The sequence below is a fragment of the Clostridium puniceum genome (assembly GCF_002006345.1).
GTDB lineage: Bacteria > Bacillota > Clostridia > Clostridiales > Clostridiaceae > Clostridium > Clostridium puniceum.
The window spans coordinates 1-17,048 of sequence record NZ_LZZM01000197.1 but is presented as its reverse complement, the minus strand read 5'-3'; the positions used below and the strand labels follow the sequence as shown (position 1 = coordinate 17,048).

At 28.5% G+C, this 17,048-nt stretch carries 25 protein-coding genes and 1 tRNA gene; 22 read left to right on the top strand and 4 right to left on the bottom strand.

All coding sequences use genetic code 11. From position 1 onward, the window contains the following. The first annotated feature begins 38 nt into the window (after nucleotides 1–38). The 5 genes from CLPUN_RS19010 (at nucleotide 39) to CLPUN_RS18990 (ending at nucleotide 3,574) form a co-directional block, all read left to right on the top strand. Nucleotides 39–773 (top strand): ATP-binding protein, encoded by a 735-nt coding sequence (locus CLPUN_RS19010; RefSeq protein ID WP_077848814.1) that lies wholly within the window; start codon nucleotides 39–41, stop codon nucleotides 771–773. A gap of 320 nt (nucleotides 774–1,093) precedes the next feature. After that, nucleotides 1,094–1,525, top strand: coding sequence for a universal stress protein (locus CLPUN_RS19005; protein ID WP_077848813.1), 432 nt, complete (start codon nucleotides 1,094–1,096; stop codon nucleotides 1,523–1,525). A gap of 236 nt (nucleotides 1,526–1,761) precedes the next feature. Next, nucleotides 1,762–2,007 carry a TIGR04540 family protein gene (locus CLPUN_RS19000; protein ID WP_077848812.1) on the top strand — a complete coding sequence of 82 codons (246 nt, stop codon included), beginning with the start codon at nucleotides 1,762–1,764 and terminating at the stop codon, nucleotides 2,005–2,007. 30 nt (nucleotides 2,008–2,037) lie between these two features. Next, nucleotides 2,038–3,057, top strand: coding sequence for a tryptophan--tRNA ligase (gene trpS / locus CLPUN_RS18995; RefSeq protein WP_077848811.1), 1,020 nt, complete (start codon nucleotides 2,038–2,040; stop codon nucleotides 3,055–3,057). Nucleotides 3,058–3,094: 37 nt separating this feature from the next. Then, nucleotides 3,095–3,574: a DUF3284 domain-containing protein gene (locus tag CLPUN_RS18990; protein ID WP_077848810.1), complete on the top strand. Its 480-nt coding sequence runs from the start codon at nucleotides 3,095–3,097 to the stop codon at nucleotides 3,572–3,574. A 207-nt stretch (nucleotides 3,575–3,781) separates the two neighbouring features. On the opposite strand, the gene CLPUN_RS18985 is transcribed toward CLPUN_RS18990, so the two are convergent. Continuing rightward, entirely contained in the window at nucleotides 3,782–5,011 is a 1,230-nt protein-coding gene (locus tag CLPUN_RS18985) for an aminopeptidase (RefSeq protein ID WP_077848809.1), read from the bottom strand. Between the two features lie 219 nt (nucleotides 5,012–5,230). Between CLPUN_RS18985 and polA the strand changes: the two genes are divergently transcribed. From polA to CLPUN_RS18965, 4 genes are all read left to right on the top strand, one after another. Beyond that, nucleotides 5,231–7,834: a DNA polymerase I gene (gene polA / locus CLPUN_RS18980; protein WP_077848808.1), complete on the top strand. Its 2,604-nt coding sequence runs from the start codon at nucleotides 5,231–5,233 to the stop codon at nucleotides 7,832–7,834. A 122-nt stretch (nucleotides 7,835–7,956) separates the two neighbouring features. After that, nucleotides 7,957–8,556 carry a dephospho-CoA kinase gene (gene coaE, locus CLPUN_RS18975; RefSeq protein WP_077848807.1) on the top strand — a complete coding sequence of 200 codons (600 nt, stop codon included), beginning with the start codon at nucleotides 7,957–7,959 and terminating at the stop codon, nucleotides 8,554–8,556. A gap of 14 nt (nucleotides 8,557–8,570) precedes the next feature. Then, entirely contained in the window at nucleotides 8,571–9,206 is a 636-nt protein-coding gene (locus CLPUN_RS18970; RefSeq protein WP_077848806.1) for a lytic transglycosylase domain-containing protein, read from the top strand. A 98-nt stretch (nucleotides 9,207–9,304) separates the two neighbouring features. Next, nucleotides 9,305–9,389: transfer RNA gene (locus CLPUN_RS18965), tRNA-Leu, on the top strand. Nucleotides 9,390–9,408: 19 nt separating this feature from the next. On the opposite strand, the gene CLPUN_RS18960 is transcribed toward CLPUN_RS18965, so the two are convergent. Together CLPUN_RS18960 and CLPUN_RS18955 are read right to left on the bottom strand one after the other, a co-directional pair. Further along, on the bottom strand, nucleotides 9,409–10,497 hold the full coding sequence (locus CLPUN_RS18960) for a tyrosine-type recombinase/integrase (RefSeq protein ID WP_077848805.1): 1,089 nt from the start codon (nucleotides 10,495–10,497) through the stop codon (nucleotides 9,409–9,411). A 5-nt stretch (nucleotides 10,498–10,502) separates the two neighbouring features. Beyond that, nucleotides 10,503–10,823, bottom strand: a complete 321-nt coding sequence (locus tag CLPUN_RS18955) for a helix-turn-helix domain-containing protein (RefSeq protein ID WP_077848804.1) — start codon at nucleotides 10,821–10,823, stop codon at nucleotides 10,503–10,505. Between the two features lie 163 nt (nucleotides 10,824–10,986). Between CLPUN_RS18955 and CLPUN_RS18950 the strand changes: the two genes are divergently transcribed. From CLPUN_RS18950 to CLPUN_RS18930, 5 genes are all read left to right on the top strand, one after another. Beyond that, nucleotides 10,987–11,250, top strand: coding sequence for a helix-turn-helix domain-containing protein (locus CLPUN_RS18950; RefSeq protein WP_077848803.1), 264 nt, complete (start codon nucleotides 10,987–10,989; stop codon nucleotides 11,248–11,250). Between the two features lie 14 nt (nucleotides 11,251–11,264). After that, entirely contained in the window at nucleotides 11,265–12,026 is a 762-nt protein-coding gene (locus tag CLPUN_RS18945; protein ID WP_077848802.1) for a hypothetical protein, read from the top strand. 66 nt (nucleotides 12,027–12,092) lie between these two features. Beyond that, nucleotides 12,093–12,284, top strand: coding sequence for a hypothetical protein (locus CLPUN_RS18940; RefSeq protein WP_077848801.1), 192 nt, complete (start codon nucleotides 12,093–12,095; stop codon nucleotides 12,282–12,284). 118 nt (nucleotides 12,285–12,402) lie between these two features. Next, the gene (locus tag CLPUN_RS18935; RefSeq protein ID WP_077848800.1) at nucleotides 12,403–12,621 is read left to right on the top strand and encodes a hypothetical protein; all 219 of its coding nucleotides are present in this window, start codon (nucleotides 12,403–12,405) and stop codon (nucleotides 12,619–12,621) included. After that, nucleotides 12,611–12,853, top strand: coding sequence for a hypothetical protein (locus CLPUN_RS18930; RefSeq protein ID WP_077848799.1), 243 nt, complete (start codon nucleotides 12,611–12,613; stop codon nucleotides 12,851–12,853). The genes CLPUN_RS18935 and CLPUN_RS18930 overlap by 11 nt, the downstream gene beginning before the upstream one ends. Here CLPUN_RS18930 and CLPUN_RS18925 read toward each other — a convergent pair. Next, nucleotides 12,850–13,119, bottom strand: coding sequence for a hypothetical protein (locus tag CLPUN_RS18925; RefSeq protein WP_077848798.1), 270 nt, complete (start codon nucleotides 13,117–13,119; stop codon nucleotides 12,850–12,852). The genes CLPUN_RS18930 and CLPUN_RS18925 overlap by 4 nt on opposite strands. A 68-nt stretch (nucleotides 13,120–13,187) precedes the next feature. On the opposite strand from CLPUN_RS18925, the gene CLPUN_RS27770 reads away from it, so the two are divergent. The 8 genes from CLPUN_RS27770 to CLPUN_RS18900 all read left to right on the top strand — a co-directional run bounded on the left by CLPUN_RS27770 (nucleotide 13,188) and on the right by CLPUN_RS18900 (nucleotide 16,901). Beyond that, nucleotides 13,188–13,340 carry a hypothetical protein gene (locus tag CLPUN_RS27770; protein WP_158078804.1) on the top strand — a complete coding sequence of 51 codons (153 nt, stop codon included), beginning with the start codon at nucleotides 13,188–13,190 and terminating at the stop codon, nucleotides 13,338–13,340. A gap of 3 nt (nucleotides 13,341–13,343) precedes the next feature. Beyond that, nucleotides 13,344–13,526, top strand: coding sequence for a Spo0E family sporulation regulatory protein-aspartic acid phosphatase (locus tag CLPUN_RS18920; RefSeq protein ID WP_077848797.1), 183 nt, complete (start codon nucleotides 13,344–13,346; stop codon nucleotides 13,524–13,526). Next, entirely contained in the window at nucleotides 13,523–13,675 is a 153-nt protein-coding gene (locus tag CLPUN_RS27765) for a DUF6906 family protein (protein ID WP_158078803.1), read from the top strand. The genes CLPUN_RS18920 and CLPUN_RS27765 overlap by 4 nt, the downstream gene beginning before the upstream one ends. A 102-nt stretch (nucleotides 13,676–13,777) precedes the next feature. Further along, on the top strand, nucleotides 13,778–13,933 hold the full coding sequence (locus CLPUN_RS27760; RefSeq protein WP_158078802.1) for a hypothetical protein: 156 nt from the start codon (nucleotides 13,778–13,780) through the stop codon (nucleotides 13,931–13,933). Then, complete coding sequence (locus tag CLPUN_RS18915) at nucleotides 13,930–14,208, top strand: hypothetical protein (RefSeq protein WP_077848796.1); 279 nt, start codon at nucleotides 13,930–13,932, stop codon at nucleotides 14,206–14,208. The genes CLPUN_RS27760 and CLPUN_RS18915 overlap by 4 nt, the downstream gene beginning before the upstream one ends. Nucleotides 14,209–14,252: 44 nt before the next feature. Beyond that, complete coding sequence (locus CLPUN_RS18910) at nucleotides 14,253–15,053, top strand: phage replisome organizer N-terminal domain-containing protein (protein ID WP_077848795.1); 801 nt, start codon at nucleotides 14,253–14,255, stop codon at nucleotides 15,051–15,053. Then, nucleotides 15,037–16,062, top strand: coding sequence for a beta clamp domain-containing protein (locus tag CLPUN_RS18905; protein ID WP_077848794.1), 1,026 nt, complete (start codon nucleotides 15,037–15,039; stop codon nucleotides 16,060–16,062). The genes CLPUN_RS18910 and CLPUN_RS18905 overlap by 17 nt, the downstream gene beginning before the upstream one ends. 122 nt (nucleotides 16,063–16,184) lie before the next feature. Next, a complete protein-coding gene (locus CLPUN_RS18900) occupies nucleotides 16,185–16,901 on the top strand; it encodes a hypothetical protein (protein WP_077848793.1) in 717 nt (238 codons plus the stop codon). Nucleotides 16,902–17,048: the final 147 nt, after the last annotated feature.

Genomic DNA, 17,048 nt, shown 5'->3' with positions numbered 1-17,048 from the left:
ATTTACATGAGTATAAAAATAATAGGATGGTGAATTTTATGATAAGAAGAGTTATTAAAATAGATGAAGAAAAATGTAATGGCTGTGGACTTTGTGCAAGTGCTTGTCATGAGGGTGCAATTGGTATGATAAATGGGAAAGCGAAATTGTTACGTGATGACTATTGCGATGGACTTGGAGATTGTCTTCCTTCATGTATAACAGGTGCCATAACTTTTGAAGAACGTGAAGCAGCACCTTATGATGAAGAAGCAGTAAAAATAAAAATGGAAAGAAGAAAAATGGAACAAGAAACTATAGAAGTAAATAAAAATGAAAAAATGCCTTTTGGTTGTCCAGGTTCACAATCACGAGTAATAAACCATAATAAAATAGTAGCTAAAAGTGATACAAGCACTAATGAAGTAATTTCACAATTAAATCAATGGCCAGTTCAAATTAAACTTGTACCACCAAATGCTCCATATTTTAATAATGCTAATTTACTTATAGCAGCAGATTGCACAGCTTATTCATATGGTGATTTTCATAATAAATTTATTAAAAATAGGATTACATTAATAGGCTGTCCTAAACTTGATGAAGGTGATTATTCAGAAAAACTTACAACAATTTTAAAAATGAATGAGATAAAAAGCCTTACTGTAGTAAGAATGGAAGTACCTTGCTGCGGAGGAATAGTAAATGCAGTTAAGAATGCACTTAAAGCAAGTGAAAAGTTGATTCCTTGGCAAATAGTTACTATTTCAACTAATGGGGAAATTCTTGAATAAGAATAATTAAAATATAAATAGGGTATGCTTTTATCAAAGTTTTTTTAATAAAAGTATACCCTATAATCGTTTTTATTAGAAAGAAGGCAAATAAATTATATAAGAAATAAATATAAAAATGTATATTTCTAATTAAATAAAATACATATGATTGCTATACAGGCTTTCTGTATAATTAACTAGAACCTATATAAATTTAATGAAGATTCTTAGTATCAATTTATTACCAAAAAAATATATTGATTATATAAAAAATAGAGGATATTGGGGACATTATGTAGAATAATTATGTTAACTAGATATTTAAAGGGGGAGTATATATGAATAAGAGGAAGATATTAATACCAATAGATGGAACAGAAAGAAGTATGCATTCTTTAGAGTTTGTAAAAGAGATATTTCCAAAGGATTCTGTTGAAATAGTAATAATGAATGTAAAAGAGCTTGTATTAATAAATGAAATGATAGTTGCAGATGAAATCAAGTTTGCTCAAGAATTAGGAGATGAAATATTAGAAGCAGCAAAAGAAAAGATGAAGGACTATAAAACTAAAACATATTTTACCTTTGGATATCCAGGAGACGAAATTATAAAGAAAGCTAATGAAGAAAACATAGGAATAATAGTTATGACTAAGTCTACGAAGAGAGGTTTAACTAGAATGATAGGATCAGTAACAACAAATGTCGTAAAACGTGCTAAATGTATTGTAATGATAGTTCCTAATGATTTTACGATCAGTATTACTTAGTTATATTCAAAGAATAATAAGTCAGCAAGATAGTCTATTTTCTTTCATATGCCTGATTATAAAAATTTCATTCAAGTGAATTTTTTTAGACTATCTTAGAAAGTTTTATTTTTAAGATGGTCTTTATGTTTGAATATAGAATTTTCTTACATATAATGATATAATAAAGCGAAACTTATTTACTAAGATAAATTCAAATAAATTAAAAAATATTTTTTAGTGTTAAGGAGAAAAAGATGAGAGCAGTTTACAGAAACCCTAAAGAGTTAGCAACATGTTTAAAGGATATTGTAGATACATATGAAGATGATTTAATTTCATATGAAAAAATGGAAGAAAGAATTATGAAAATTGTTGAAGCAAATAAGGATTCTATTTATAAAGAAAAGGGCATGTCAGTAAAGATAGCTAATGTTTTAGGTGATAAAAGGGTAGATATTATTAATAAGGTAGTACAAAGTAAAACAAAAACAGAAGCGTAGTTACTTTTACAGTTTAGGAGTGAATTTTTAATGGATAAAAAAATAATATTGACAGGAGATAGGCCAACTGGAAAGTTACATATAGGACATTATATAGGTTCTTTAAAGAATAGAGTAGAACTTCAAGAATCTGGATTATATGAAAGTTTTATAATGATTGCAGACCAGCAAGCTTTAACAGATAATGCAAGAAACCCGGAAATAATAAGAAATAGTTTAACAGAAGTTGCATTAGATTATTTAGCAGTTGGCATTGATCCAAGTAAATCTACTATATTTATACAATCACAAATACCAGAATTAAATGAACTTACAATGCATTATTTAAATCTAGTTACATTATCAAGATTGGAAAGAAATCCAACAGTTAAACAAGAAATAAAACAAAAGAATTTTGAAAATAGTATTCCAGCAGGATTTCTTATATATCCTGTAAGTCAAGCTGCCGATATAACAGCATTTAAAGCAACTACAGTTCCAGTTGGAGAAGATCAATTACCTATGATTGAACAAACTAGAGAAATTGTAAGAAGCTTTAATTCTATATATGGAGACGTTTTAGTTGAACCAGAAGCTGTGCTTCCAAGTTCAAATGCAGGAAGATTGCCTGGTACTGATGGAAAAGCTAAGATGAGTAAATCAATAGGAAATTGTATATATTTATCTGATGATGCAGATACAATTAAAAAGAAAGTTATGTCAATGTATACAGACCCTAACCATATAAGAATAGAAGATCCAGGTCAAATAGAAGGAAATACTGTATTTACTTATTTAGATGTTTTTGCAACAGATAAGAATGCGGTAGAAGAAATGAAAGAACACTACAAACGCGGTGGACTTGGGGATATGAAGGTTAAAAAATACTTAAATGAAGTATTGCAATCAGAGCTTGAACCAATAAGAAACAGAAGAGTAGAATTTGCAAAAGATATTGATGCTGTATATGATATGTTAAAAGAAGGTAGTAATAAAGCTAGAGCAGTAGCAGCAAATACGTTAAGAGAAGTTCGTGAATCAATGGGAATTGAATATTTTACTAAAAAATAGATGAATAAATAAAATTCATTGGAAGAGGTGCAATCAAGTGAAAGCTGTTGGAATAGTACAATATGAATTAGAAGATGTATTTCATATTTTTATGAAAAATGCTCAAAAGGATTTTTCGGATTTTAATCAAGAAAACCCAGTTGGCTGCAAGATTAAGAAAAATATACAATCTGTAGGAAGTAAACCAATAGAATGCACAATTGAAATAACTGATTATATAAAAAATGAAAAGTACCAAATTACAACATCAACAAATTTTACGACAGGAGCATCAAGCTGTGTATCAACTTATATGTTTAAAGCACAAAAAGATGGTACAACTAAAATAATAATCGAAGAAGATCAAGGTTCAGAGAAATTTATTTCATATATGACTTTATGGCTTCAAAGATTTTTAGCTAAACGTAATTTTAAAGCTAAGATGAACAACATTGTAGAAAGTCTTAACAATGAACTAAAAACGTATTTCAGTAATATTGAGAGAAGTAAACCTAAAAATAACGATATAGAAGATTAATACTTATGAAAAGAAACTTGATATATTTCACTCAAGTTTCTTTTTAAGTGTATGAAAGAAAATATATACGATTAAAAGGAGTTGCTATGCTACATATAAGAAGGGACTCTAGATAGTTTTGTGTAAAAACAAAACTATCTACTGTCCCTATAAGAACATCTAATATCATTAATCATAGACTTATTATTTCTTTAAGTATGCCTTATATTAATATGCCCAATTACCATCCTTAAATATTTGAACTTCTTCACCATTAGTTTTTATACCAACTATATTCGTATCTTTAGTTCCGATCATAAAATCAACATGTGTTAAGGAAGTATTTGCGCCAGCGAGTTTTGATTCTTCTTTTGTCATACTTTCCCCATCTTTTATGCAGCATGGATACGAAGAACCAAGTGCTAAATGGCAAGAGGCATTTTCATCATATAATGTATTATAAAAAATAATATTAGAATTTGAAATTGGAGAATCATAGGGTACTAAAGCAACTTCTCCTAAACGATTAGAAGTTTCATCAGTATTTAATAATTCTTTTAGAATATCTAGCCCAGTTTCAGCAGTGTAATCTATAACCTTTCCATCTTTAAAGGTTAATGAAAAATTATTAATTAAATTCCCACAGTAACTTAAAGGTTTTGAGGTAAAAACAATTCCATTTACATCATCTAATTTGGGTGTAGTATAAACTTCTTCTGTTGGCATATTTGCAATAAATTTAAGGCCAGCTTGAGTAGTATCTTCTCCACCACACCAAATATGATTTTTAACTAAGCCTATTTTTAAATCAGTTCCAAGAGAATTTGTAAAATGCAAATATTCAAATTCATGTGTATTTAATTCTTTAACTTTTTTATGAAGAAGATTAACATGATTATTCCATGCTAATATAGGATCTTCTTCTTTTAATCTCATAACAGAAAAAATTGCATCCCATAATTTTAGAACAGCTTCTTTAGAATTAACTTCATTAAATATTTTTTTAGCCCAATTTTCAGTTGGTATTGAAATTAGACACCATGAATTTTTATTGGAAGTACAAGCGTTATGATATTTTTCTAAAGCTTTACGTTTGCTTTTCTGATATGCTGAGATTTTATCAGAATCAACATCTTTAAAAATGTCAGGATCAGATGCTGAAATACTTAAAAAAGCAGCATCTTTTTCTACATAATAATTATATTTATCACGTTCAAAATCTGGAGTGAAAGAAAGAATCTCTTTACTAGAATTATTAAATCTAATCTTATTAAATTTTTCGTCAGTATAATTTATAACAACATCAGAAGCTCCAGCTTTATAAGCTTCTTCTGCAATCATTTTTGCAAAATCACTACATTCAATAGGGCTATTTATAACTAATAGACCATCCTTTTGTAGATTAATCCCCTTAATAACTGCAAGTTTTGCATATTTCAATAATAAATCATCAAACAACTATATCACCTCGTAAATGTAATTTTATATTTCTAATTATTACATTAATTTTAAGAATTATCAAAGCAAAATATAAAAAAACTGATTTAATTTATAAACCTATACTTAAGTGGATATAATATAGTATAATAAATTAAAATATATAACTTAATAATAAATTTTTTAGTAGGGATAATCTCACTACTAAATTTACGCGTTAATGAATTTAGGAGGTTTTTAATGAAAAAATTATTAATTTTAGACTCAAATTCACTTATGAATAGGGCTTTTTATGCATTGCCTCCAATGAATAATAGTGATGGAATAAATACCAATGCCATTTATGGTTTTATGAATATGCTGCTTAAGATGAAAGAAGAAATTGGACCTGATAGTATAATAGCTACTTTTGATTTAAAAGCACCAACCTTTAGACATAAGGAATATGCAGAATATAAGGCTGGAAGAAATAAAATGCCGCCAGAACTTGTAGAACAGTTCCCGATTATTAAAGAACTATTAAAGTTTATGGGAATAAAAATTTTTGAAATAGAAGGTTTTGAAGCTGATGACTTAATAGGTACAGTCTCTAAGTTTGCGGAAAATAATGATACAGAGGTATTTATAGTTACAGGAGATAAAGATGCACTTCAATTGGCATCTGATAGTACTAAAATTGTAATTACTAAAAAGGGAGTTAGTGAAACCGCAATTTATGATAGAAAAACTTTTATAGATGAATTTGAAGTAACTCCAAATCAATTTATAGATGTTAAAGGCCTTATGGGAGATAAATCTGATAATATTCCAGGGGTTCCTGGTGTAGGAGAAAAAACAGCATTTAAGCTTATAAAGGAATATGGTTCTGTTGAAGAAGTATTAAAGAATATTGATAACATTCCGGGGAAGAAGCTTAAAGAAAATTTAGAAGGGAATGTAGAACAAGCAATATTCTCTAAAAAGCTTGCGACTATTATGAGAGAGGTTCCAATTGACTTAACATTAGAAGATATTAATTATAATGATAAAGAAAATATAATAGAAATTAAAAAGATGCTTGTTAAACTTGAAATGAAATCAATTTTAGCTAAATTTAAAGATGATACAGCCTCAGAAGAATCTACAGTTCAAGTGAAAAATATAGATACAATTGAAGAAATGAAAGAAATATTTTTAGGAAAAAAAGATATAATTTACATAGATTATACTTTAATAGATGCTTCTAGATATTCTAAATTAGAACTTGAATATTTAATTTTAGGCGAAGAAAATACTGGGACCTGCATAAACTTTAAAGACATAAGCTCTAAAAATAAAGAAGAAGCCATAGAAATTTTAAAAACATTAATGGAAGATGAAAATATTAAAAAAGTAATTCATGATGGAAAAAATTTTGTTACTTTTTTAAATAAATATAAAATTGAAATTAAAGGTTTTGAATTTGACACTGCAATAGCAGCTTATTTAATTGATTCTTCAAAGAGTAAATATGAAATTTTAGAGCTTGTTAATTATTATGTTGGAGATAATCCAAGTGAAGAAGGAAATAATCTTAAAGTAATACTTTCAAGCTATTTACCAACTATTTATGAAAAATTGAAAGAAAGACTTCACAAAGAAAATATGGATAAACTATATTATGAAGTTGAACATCCATTAATATATGTACTTTCATCTATGGAGAGTATTGGATTTAACATAAATGAAAGTATGTTAGATGAATTGAAAATAAAATTCCAAAAAGAAATTGATGAGACTCAAGAAGCTATATATAAGTTATCAGAAGAGGAATTTAACATAAGTTCTCCTAAGCAATTAGGAAAAATACTTTTTGAGAAATTAGATTTGCCAGTTATTAAAAAAACTAAAACAGGGTATTCAACTAATCAAGAAGTTTTAGAAAAGTTAATGGATAAGCATGAAATAATTCCTAAAATAATGTATTACAGACAAATTACAAAGATTAATTCTACATATATTGAAGGATTAAAAAATGTAATTGATGAAGATGGACATATTCATTCGAACTTTAATCAAACTGTTACAACTACAGGAAGATTATCAAGCACAGAGCCTAATCTTCAAAATATTCCAATCAGGCATGAATTAGGAAGAGAAATAAGAAAAGTATTTATTCCTATGGAAGAAAGTGATATACTTGTCTCTTGTGATTATTCACAAATAGAATTAAGGGTGCTTGCTCATATTGCTGATGACGAAAATATGATAGATGCATTTAAGCATCATAGTGATATTCATACAAAAACAGCTTCAGAAGTTTTTAAAGTTCCAATAGATGAAGTTACTCCTCTTATGAGAAGTAGAGCAAAGGCGGTAAACTTTGGAATTGTATATGGAATAGGTGCATTTAGTTTAGCTCAAGATTTAAAGATTACAAAAAAAGAAGCAGAAGAATATATGAATATTTACTTTGAAAGATATCCCAAAATAAAAAAATATTTGGAGAATATAGTTAGAGATGCAGAAGAGACTGGGTATGTATTAACAATTTTAAATAGAAGGAGATTTATACCAGAAATAAAAGCTTCTAATAAAATAGTAAAAGCTTTAGGTGATAGATTAGCTATGAATGCACCTATTCAAGGAAGTGCCGCGGATATAATAAAGCTTGCTATGGTAAATGTTTATAATAAGTTAAATGAAAAGAAATTAAAAAGTGAGTTAATTCTTCAGGTTCATGATGAACTTATATTAAATGTAAAGAAGGAAGAATTTGAAGAAGTTAAAAATTTAGTTGAACATGAAATGGAAAAGGCTATTAAACTAAAAGTAGCACTTGACGTAGATGTGAATTTTGGTAATACATGGTACGAAGCAAAATAAATTATGGAAATTAACAATAATCTGAAAAAATCCCTCGAGGATTTTTTCTTAACTGTTGATACCCAACAGGGGATCCTAAAGGGTGTTAACTCTTAACTGTAATAAAGGTGGTTTATATAAAAATGATCAAGATTGGTTTGACAGGAGGTATAGGTACAGGGAAAAGCACTGTATCAAGTATCCTAAAGAATGAAAAAATTAAAATTATAGATGCGGATTGTATAGCTAAAGAAGTTCTTGAAAAAAATCCTCAAATATTAGAAATGGTTCGCACTCAGTTCGGAAGCGGCTTTTTTGATTGGAAAGGAGAATTTAGAAGAAAAGAATTTGGAAATCATATCTTTAGATTTCCAAAGCAAAGAATAAAATATGAAAGTATAATTATGCCTTATATTAAACAATCAATAGAATCTAATATAAAAGCTTATGAAAAAAAATGTGAAAAAATAGTAATAATAGATGCACCAACTTTAATTGAAAACAATATGCATGAGGAGATGGATTATATTATTCTTGTATATGCTGACAATTCAGTTCAAATTCAAAGAGTTATGAACAGAGATAAGTTAACTAAAGGAGAAGCTGTTAGCAGAATAAATTCACAAATGCCTATGGAAGAAAAAAAGGAGTATGCAAATATTATTGTTGATAACAATGCTGATTTAATTGAAACTCAAAAGCAAGTTTATGATTTAATTGATTTTATGAAATTAATATGCTAGTTAAGGAGAAAAGAATGAAATTTCTAAAAAGAATCTTTTGCAGATTAGTAATCTTAGCAGCAATTTTAGTAGCAGTTTTAGTGGGAGCTAGATATGTTATTAAAGAGAATTTTTTTCCATATAAGTATAAAGTATATGTAGATGCTTATAGTTCTGAGTATAATTTAGATCCATTGCTAGTATTAGCAGTAATAAAAACAGAAAGCAAATTTAATGAAGATGCTAAGTCACATAAAAATGCAGTAGGTCTCATGCAAATAACTGTTGAAACAGGTGAATGGGCAGCTAAAGAAATGGGATATAGTACATTTTCTAAAGAAAATTTATATGATGAAAAATATAACATTAGAATGGGATGCTGGTATCTTAGAAGATTAAATGATATTTTTGATGGTGATTTAGATTTAGCAATTGCTGCATATAATGCAGGACCAACTAACGTACAGTCATGGCTTCAAAATGAAAAATATTCTTCGGATGGAAAAAGTATAGATTATATACCTTTTGGTGAAACAAAGAAATATGTTGATAAAGTTGATACTTATTATCAAGTCTACCAATATTTTTATAGTAAAGAAAGCAGCTATTTTAATAAAGATGAAACCATAGATATGATTAAAAGTATTTTTAATGTACATTTCTTAAGTTAATTCTTAGGGAATCCCTGAGAATTAACTTAAATATTTAATAAAACTTACTTGAATTTTTAGTGAAAATGAATTATTATTAAATGGTTAATTAATATTTTGCAGGTGTGCTGGAATTGGCAGACAGGCACGTTTGAGGGGCGTGTGTTGAATAACGTACGGGTTCAAGTCCCGTCACCTGCACCATTTTACCAATGGTTACAAGCTATTCGACATCCATTTTGACATCCATTTTTTTTATTACTATACTATCAAGTATGTCTGCTGACCTTGTTTTCATGTTTTCTAATACATGCTGATATTTCTTAGTCATGTTTGTATCTGAATGTCCTAATCTTTCAGCTGCCTCTTTATCAGTTATTCCATTTTTTAACATCATTGTAGCGTTAAAATGCCTTAAATCATGAAACCGTGTATGTGGAAATTTATTTTTTTTCAACATTCTTGAAAATCTATTGCTATAATTGTTCCCATTTTCAGCAGATCCATCTTTCTTAGGATAAACATACCCAACACCTTTATATAAAGACAATCTTTCTATAACATATCTAGGCGCAATAATTTTCCTGTAAGATGTTTTAGTTTTTGTATTTTTTTCTATAACCTCACCTTTCACATGAACATTAGCTCTTTGTATTGATATAATTCTTTTATTAAAATCAATATCATCCCATGTTAACCCCATTATTTCTGACATTCTTAGTCCACAGAGTGCTGCTAATAAAATGGGGATTTCTTCTTTTGTTCCAGTAACTACATCAAGTAAAGTATTAAATTCATCTTCGTTATAGATATAATATTTATATACTTTTTTATTGTTTGGTAATCTAACGCCATCACATGGATTGTTTTTTAATATCTTATTAAGTTTTGCGTAATTAAATATTGCACTTAAAATTGAAAGGAGATTTTTACATGTTTTTCTAGAATGTGCTTTAGAAAATTCGTTAATCATTTCTTGTATGTTGATTGGAAGAATTTTTGTCATTAAATGATCACCCAAATATGCACAAGCATATTTATCAACACTTCTTTTATATTCGTTTACAGTTGTAGGCGATAGATTTACGCAATAAGTATTTAACCAAATTTCAGAAAACTCCTTGAATTTGGCTTTGCTTGGATTTATCATTCCATTGCCTTCGATTTCTTCTATTAATGCATTTACTTTTTTTCTGCATTCTTGGCGTGTAGGAGCATAAACATATTTTCTAACTCTCTTGTTTGTTAATGTTGGTATATCAACAACGCCTTGCCAACGCCCATCTTTACGTTTTGTAACGGAACCTTCCATATATATCACCTTTCCTTTTCAGATAAATATGTAATGTATTTAATAGCATCTTTTTTAGATTCTTCTGATAATCCAGAAAACATTTTGATTAAACTTTCTTCATCAGAGTCAGTATCTTCACCACATAAATATTCAATAGTAACATTGAAGTGTTTCGCTATATTGTGAACTAAAATTAAGTCAGGGTCACGTTTACCAGTTTCATAGCGTGAAATTGTGGCGTTACTTGTTCCAATTAATTCGCCAAGGGCACGTGTACTTAAGCCGCTATCTTCTCTTAACTTTTTTAACCTCTTTGCGAAAATTTCTAAACTTATTTGTTTCATTTTTGATATATCCTCCTAAACTTATTATACTAAATTATATTACAAGTGTTACCAAAATGCAATATATATAATCAAAAAATAATAAAAATATATCTAAAAAGTATTGACTTGCTATCAAATTAGCATTATACTGATACCAAGATGTAACAAAGGAGGCGAAAACATGGAGAAAGACTTAAAGTATGCAAAGGATAATATAAAATTGTTATTGAAATACAAAAAATGGACACAAAGTATTTTGTGTAAAAAAACAGGCATGACACATATTACTTTACAAAGAAGGTTAAGTAGTAAAATACCAAAGTGGACAATGTTGGAAGCGGCAAGTATAGCAAGTGCGTTTGGATTATCAGTAGAAGAAATTTTTTTTACTCCGATGGTACCAAAATGTAACGCAAAAGATGAAGAACATTCTAGAGTGAGCTAGAAAGGAGGGATAAGATGAACAATATTAAATTATTCGAAGGTCAAGAAGTAAAAGTCAAAACAGATAAAGGAGCAACACTTATTAATTTAGTTCATGTGGCTAAATGTTGTGGATTAGTAAGAAAAAACAACAGCGGACAAGGTGTAAAGATTAGATGGGATGATATTAAAAAGAAAGCAAATCCTATAAAGGTCGAAGGCTCGACCCCACAAAAAATAAAAGAAGAAATCACATACATTCTAGAAGAAATAGAAAATACAGATGATAGAAATTCAATTTATATGAGTAGTTGGTTAAGTAAAAGATTAGCACTTGAATGTCATAGTGAAAAAGCAAATAGATTTAAGAATTTCTTAGTTACATTGGATGAAGAAAGAGAAAAAGGGAATTTAGTAAATAGTGGACAAATAGAGCAAATTGCTTACTTAGCTGAAAATATGCAAGTAATGGGACATGTTGTTCAAGGGTTGCAAACTTTCACATTAGGATTAAAAGAATATGTACAAGATAGTATACAGGCTAAAGATAAACAAATAGATGATATAGCAGAAATGATAGGGTTTAGAACTAAGAATACACGGACTCTTACAGACAAGCTTAAATATACTCTAAAAGAAAAGTATGATATGCGTTCAATCAATTCGAATATGGAAGTTTATAAGAAAGCTAAATCAAAAATATTTGATGAATTTAAGGTCAGTAAATGGGAAGACATTCCGGTAATTAAATATAATTCTGTAGCAACTTTTATTGAAGAGTGTATAACTCATTCTTAACATACCAAAATTTCAGACAAGCACATCTAAAACTCAAAGATAACTAAATTTTAAGGAGGAATTTATTTGTATTATAAAGGTTTAGGCAAAAATCATTTATCAGTTATCACTATAGGATGGAGAATATTTAATTCATTTAATGAAATGATAATTCCCAAAGTTGTAGGTGAAGTTAAAAGAGGTTTTATTAAACATTTAAGAATCGACAGGCTTTTATCAGTAGGACATAGATTTAGAAGCGATTCAGTTAATTTTTAACTTAGTTATATTGGTCAAGCTGTAGTTAATACGTAGGCAATGCCTATAGGAAATACTAAACTCACTACAGGCTAAGAGAGTATCGGAACGAGAATAAGATTAAGGAGGAAACATTAAAATGAAAGTTTGCATAATGACATCAAGTAAAAGCATGATACTTATCATTAATGAAATTAAGTTCAATGATGATAAAACAATTGCAGAATTAATATCTGATGATTCAATAATTGGAAAGTTAGATTTAGATCAATGCGAATTAAATAAACTCGATAGAACCGATGGCAATATGGAGTATTACGAATTAGTTGAGAAGGAGGAAAAATTGAATGAAAGATAACCAAATAAAAGAATTAGAAAAAATATGTAAACCAGTAGCTGATTATTTAAAAAATAATTGCGACCCATATTGTACAGTAGTTATTACAGATGCTCATATTAAGTTAGTTAGGGATGAAATGGGTATACCAGTAGGAACTGCTCAAGAAGTACCAGTTCAAGAGCAGCATAATTTTGTACCATCTACATCAGAGGGCATTTGCACAGGCTCTAATTGTACAAGACCAGATTAAAACAAATTTTCAATATATCTCCATTGTTCAGTTTTTAATTGTCCATAATAACTTTGAGTAATTTCAGAAATAAATATTTTATCATCGTGATCTAATGCTGGTAATAAAGAATTATAGATTTGTTCAGCAGAACTAAATGACTGAATTATATAAGTAGAATCTAAAATGTGTGACCATTTACCATTTGAAATTTTCAAAATTAATTCGGGAAGTTGATCGTATTTTTGTTTAGGCGCATGCAAGTCGTAAGAAATATTATAAACCATAAATTACACCCCCTTTTCAACAATATATTACCACATTTTTATATCAAAGTAAAAAGGAGGAATTAAAGTTGATAGAAATAGGTGCAATATTCAAAAACAAAGGAGAAACGTGGGAAGTCATGAGGTATGATTCTTACGAAAATAAATATATTTGTTGCAATGTAAATACAGAAAGTAAAGGAAAATTTGAAGAAAAAGAAATATTAGTTGAGGAGGATTAATAAATGACAGGGTTCATGGTACGTTGTAAAGCAAAAGATATAGGAGAAGCAATAACTAATCATTTTAAAAATAATTTAAATAATTATCTTGAAGTAAATGCAACTTTGAACAATGAATCTATTAGATTAAGTCAAGAGTTGGACAATCTTATTGTTAGAGAACAGCGAAAGAAGGTGACTTATTGAAAAATGCCAAGAAATTAACAAGGGAACAAAAGAGATTTCTTAGCTCTAAAGGCTATGAGGTAGCTTGCTACTTAGTAGTAAAGAATACAACAGATACATTATTTATTTTAAATAAGATAACTGGAATAGTTGGGGAGGTGCCTAAATAGTGGATGATATTAATTTATACGTAAATTCAGTTTCACCAACCTATAGGAAACGTAGTAAGTTTTCTAAGTTCATTAGAAGAATTTTAAGAAGTTGGAGGTAGTATGGGAAAGTTAGCAGTTTATGCAGCTTATAAAGACAAACTTAATAAAGACATAGCAGATGAGACTAGGCGACTTTGTTTAGGAGGATTAACTTATCAAGCAGCACTTAGGAAGGCAAAGGAACTTTATATAGGGAAGGAGCGTAAAAGAAAGTGAATGATAATTGGTATGCACTATGTATATCTATATTGACAAATAATTCATCCGAAGATGCCTTGGGATTAATGAATTTAAGACCAGATAAATTACCTAAGAAAAATTTAAATCTTACTAAAGAGCAAGCTTTAAATTTAAAATACTTAAGACAAACTATGTCATGGAATGAACTAGGAAAAGAGTTTGGAATAAATGGAGAAGCATTAAGAATGCAAGTGTATAACGCATTAAAAAAAACTACAAGGACACCGACCAAAGTAGTCCAAGTAGCTTAACAGAATAATCAATATTATTATAACACAGAATATAGGTGATAAACATGAGTGATTGCAAAAAATATTACTATTTAAAAATCAAAGAAGATTTCTTTGAATCAGAAGATATTAAAATACTTCAAAATTTAGATGATGGATATTTATTCTCAGATATATTGATGAAGCTATATTTAAAATCTTTAAAGAATAATGGAAAGTTAATGTTTAAAGATCACATACCATATAATCCGAAGATGATTGCTACAGTAACTAATCATAGTGTTTCGATTGTAGAAAAGGCTTTATCAGTATTCGGAGAAATGGGATTAATAGAGGTTCTTGATAATGGAGCAATATTTATGTTAGATATTCAAAATTTTATTGGACAAAGTAGTTCAGAAGGGGATAGAAAAAGAGAATATAGAAGGAGAATAGACGAAGAAAAACAAAAATTATTAGTTAGTGGACAAATGTCCGACATTCATCCACCAGAGACAGAAACAGAGACAAAGACAGATATAGAACTAGATATAGAACAACAACTAGAAAATTTAGATAATATTCTTAGAAGTGATTTTGAAACTAAAGATATAGAAACCATTAAGAAATATTGTGTTGAAAATAATGTTACTGTTGCTGTTGTTGTTGAAAAACTAGAGATATTAAAACATATGAAGAAAGTAAGAAATAAAGTGGGTGCATTATTAACAGCAATTAAGGATGGTTGGAAACAACCAGAATCAGAATGCAACTCCAGTACTGTTTCAAAATTCAATAATTTTAAAGCAAGAGAATATGACTATGATGATTTAGAAAAGAAGCTCTTAGGATGGGATAAGGAGGGAGAAAATGAAAGCAATAGTTAATAGTGAATCATTATTTTTACTAGCTAAATTAGTTAAAAATGGTTCATATGAGATATCAGTTAAAAATGGAAGAGTTAAACTACTGGCAGAATCTTCATTAGGTGAATATCAAGTTGAGATAATTGAACCTAACAATAGCAGTAATGAAGATGGAGTTTTATCAATACCTAGACAAGTATTTTCATTATTACCAAGAAAGACAAGTTTGATTATGGAAAATAATGTGATTAAGTCTAAAGATCAGGAGATACAATTGTCTGATGAAGGGAGTAAGCCAATAGAAGAAGTACAAATGGAAAAAGGCAGATGTATTGATATAACTAATTTTTCAGAGTTAATTGAGGTTATATATGCAGTAGCCAAAGATAATTTTAGACCAACAATTCAATGTATATATATTGATAAATGTAACTTTGTGGCATTAGACGGATATAGAATGAGCGTTAGAAGTAATATAGAGGACATAACAGATAAGCCTATGTTGATACCAAGCCACATCGTAGGATTGTTAAAAAACTTTACTAAAAGTGACATAGCAACGGTATATGAGAATAATGAATACATGAAAATATGTTTTGGATGGATATCCATAACAGCAAAAAACACAAAAGATAAAAACGGTGATGATTTAAAATTTATAAGTTACGAAAGCCTATTGCCAAAAGAGCATAAGACAAAAGTAATTGTTAAAGCTTCTGAGCTGGGGACAATATGTAAGCAAATGGTTAAGGTAGATCGTGGATATAGTGGCTTGATAAAAATTAAATTCAATGTTGATAGTGCATATATATCGGCAAAGAACCAGGGACTTAATATTAGGAGATATATTGGGGCAGAAGTTGAAGGAGAAGAGTTAGAGATAGGAGTTAATCCAAAGTATATGCTAGAAGCATTAAAAAATTATACAGCGAATGTGACTTTATATATGAGTAATGCAGTTTCTCCAATTTTAATAACAGATGAAAAAAATAAAAAGGATTTAGTTTTGCCAATAAGGCTAATGAGATAAGCTTGCAGGACTATAGGGCACATTAGTAGGGATTACAGATTGCTAATGTTAAGGTTACTGCAAATAATGAGGGGATTTGTCCCCTCGATATAAGAAAAATAAATTAAAGTGAGGTTAGAAATATGAATTTAGAAAAAAGTATTAAAGATTGTATATCAAATGAGATAGAAAAAGGTGTAATTGAAAAAGTTATAGCTGAAAAGCTAGAAGAGTGTGTTGCTACAGCTATTAAAGATATGTTTGGTTACAGCGGAGAAATTAAAAAAGTAATTCAAGATAAGGTCAAAAGCGTTATGATACCTTATTTAGAAAATTATGATTATGGTAAATATATAACTAAACTGGATTGTGTATTAGTAGATGTTTTAAAGAATTCAGCATTAGAAAATAAGAAGCTTTTAGAAAATTTCAAAGAACTGATGTCAACGGATGGTATCCCAAATCAAATAAATTTAACAGATATCTATAATAAATGGTGCGAATATTGTGAAAAAGAAATAGATAAGGATAATATCGAAAATTATGATTATGAGGGTGGATATATTAATACAACACTAAATGCAGAAGAAGTAAGCAGTAATTGGAGTGATTATGAAAATTATATCGTTAGATTTGAATGTGAAGAAGATGAAGAACTAAATATAGAATTCACGATAACTCGTTGGAAAAAATATGATAAAGAGTTTCACTTAGAATGGAAAAAATCGAGTGATTTAGGATCATTAAGATTTATGAATAAATTTGATATGTATATGATGAATGTAAAACAATCTTATTCAAAAATAAACTTAGATAAAGAATGTAGCAGTGATGAGATATTCATTGAATATGAGGAATAGTACAAGTTCATACTATGTAAATTTTGCGTAGCAACTAATAATAATGATGTTCTTTGAAAAGTGAATAATGCGGTACTTATAAAATATGTTATAATTAATAAGGGAAAGATAATTACATTTAGCAGAAAGGGTGAACTTGATGGATGT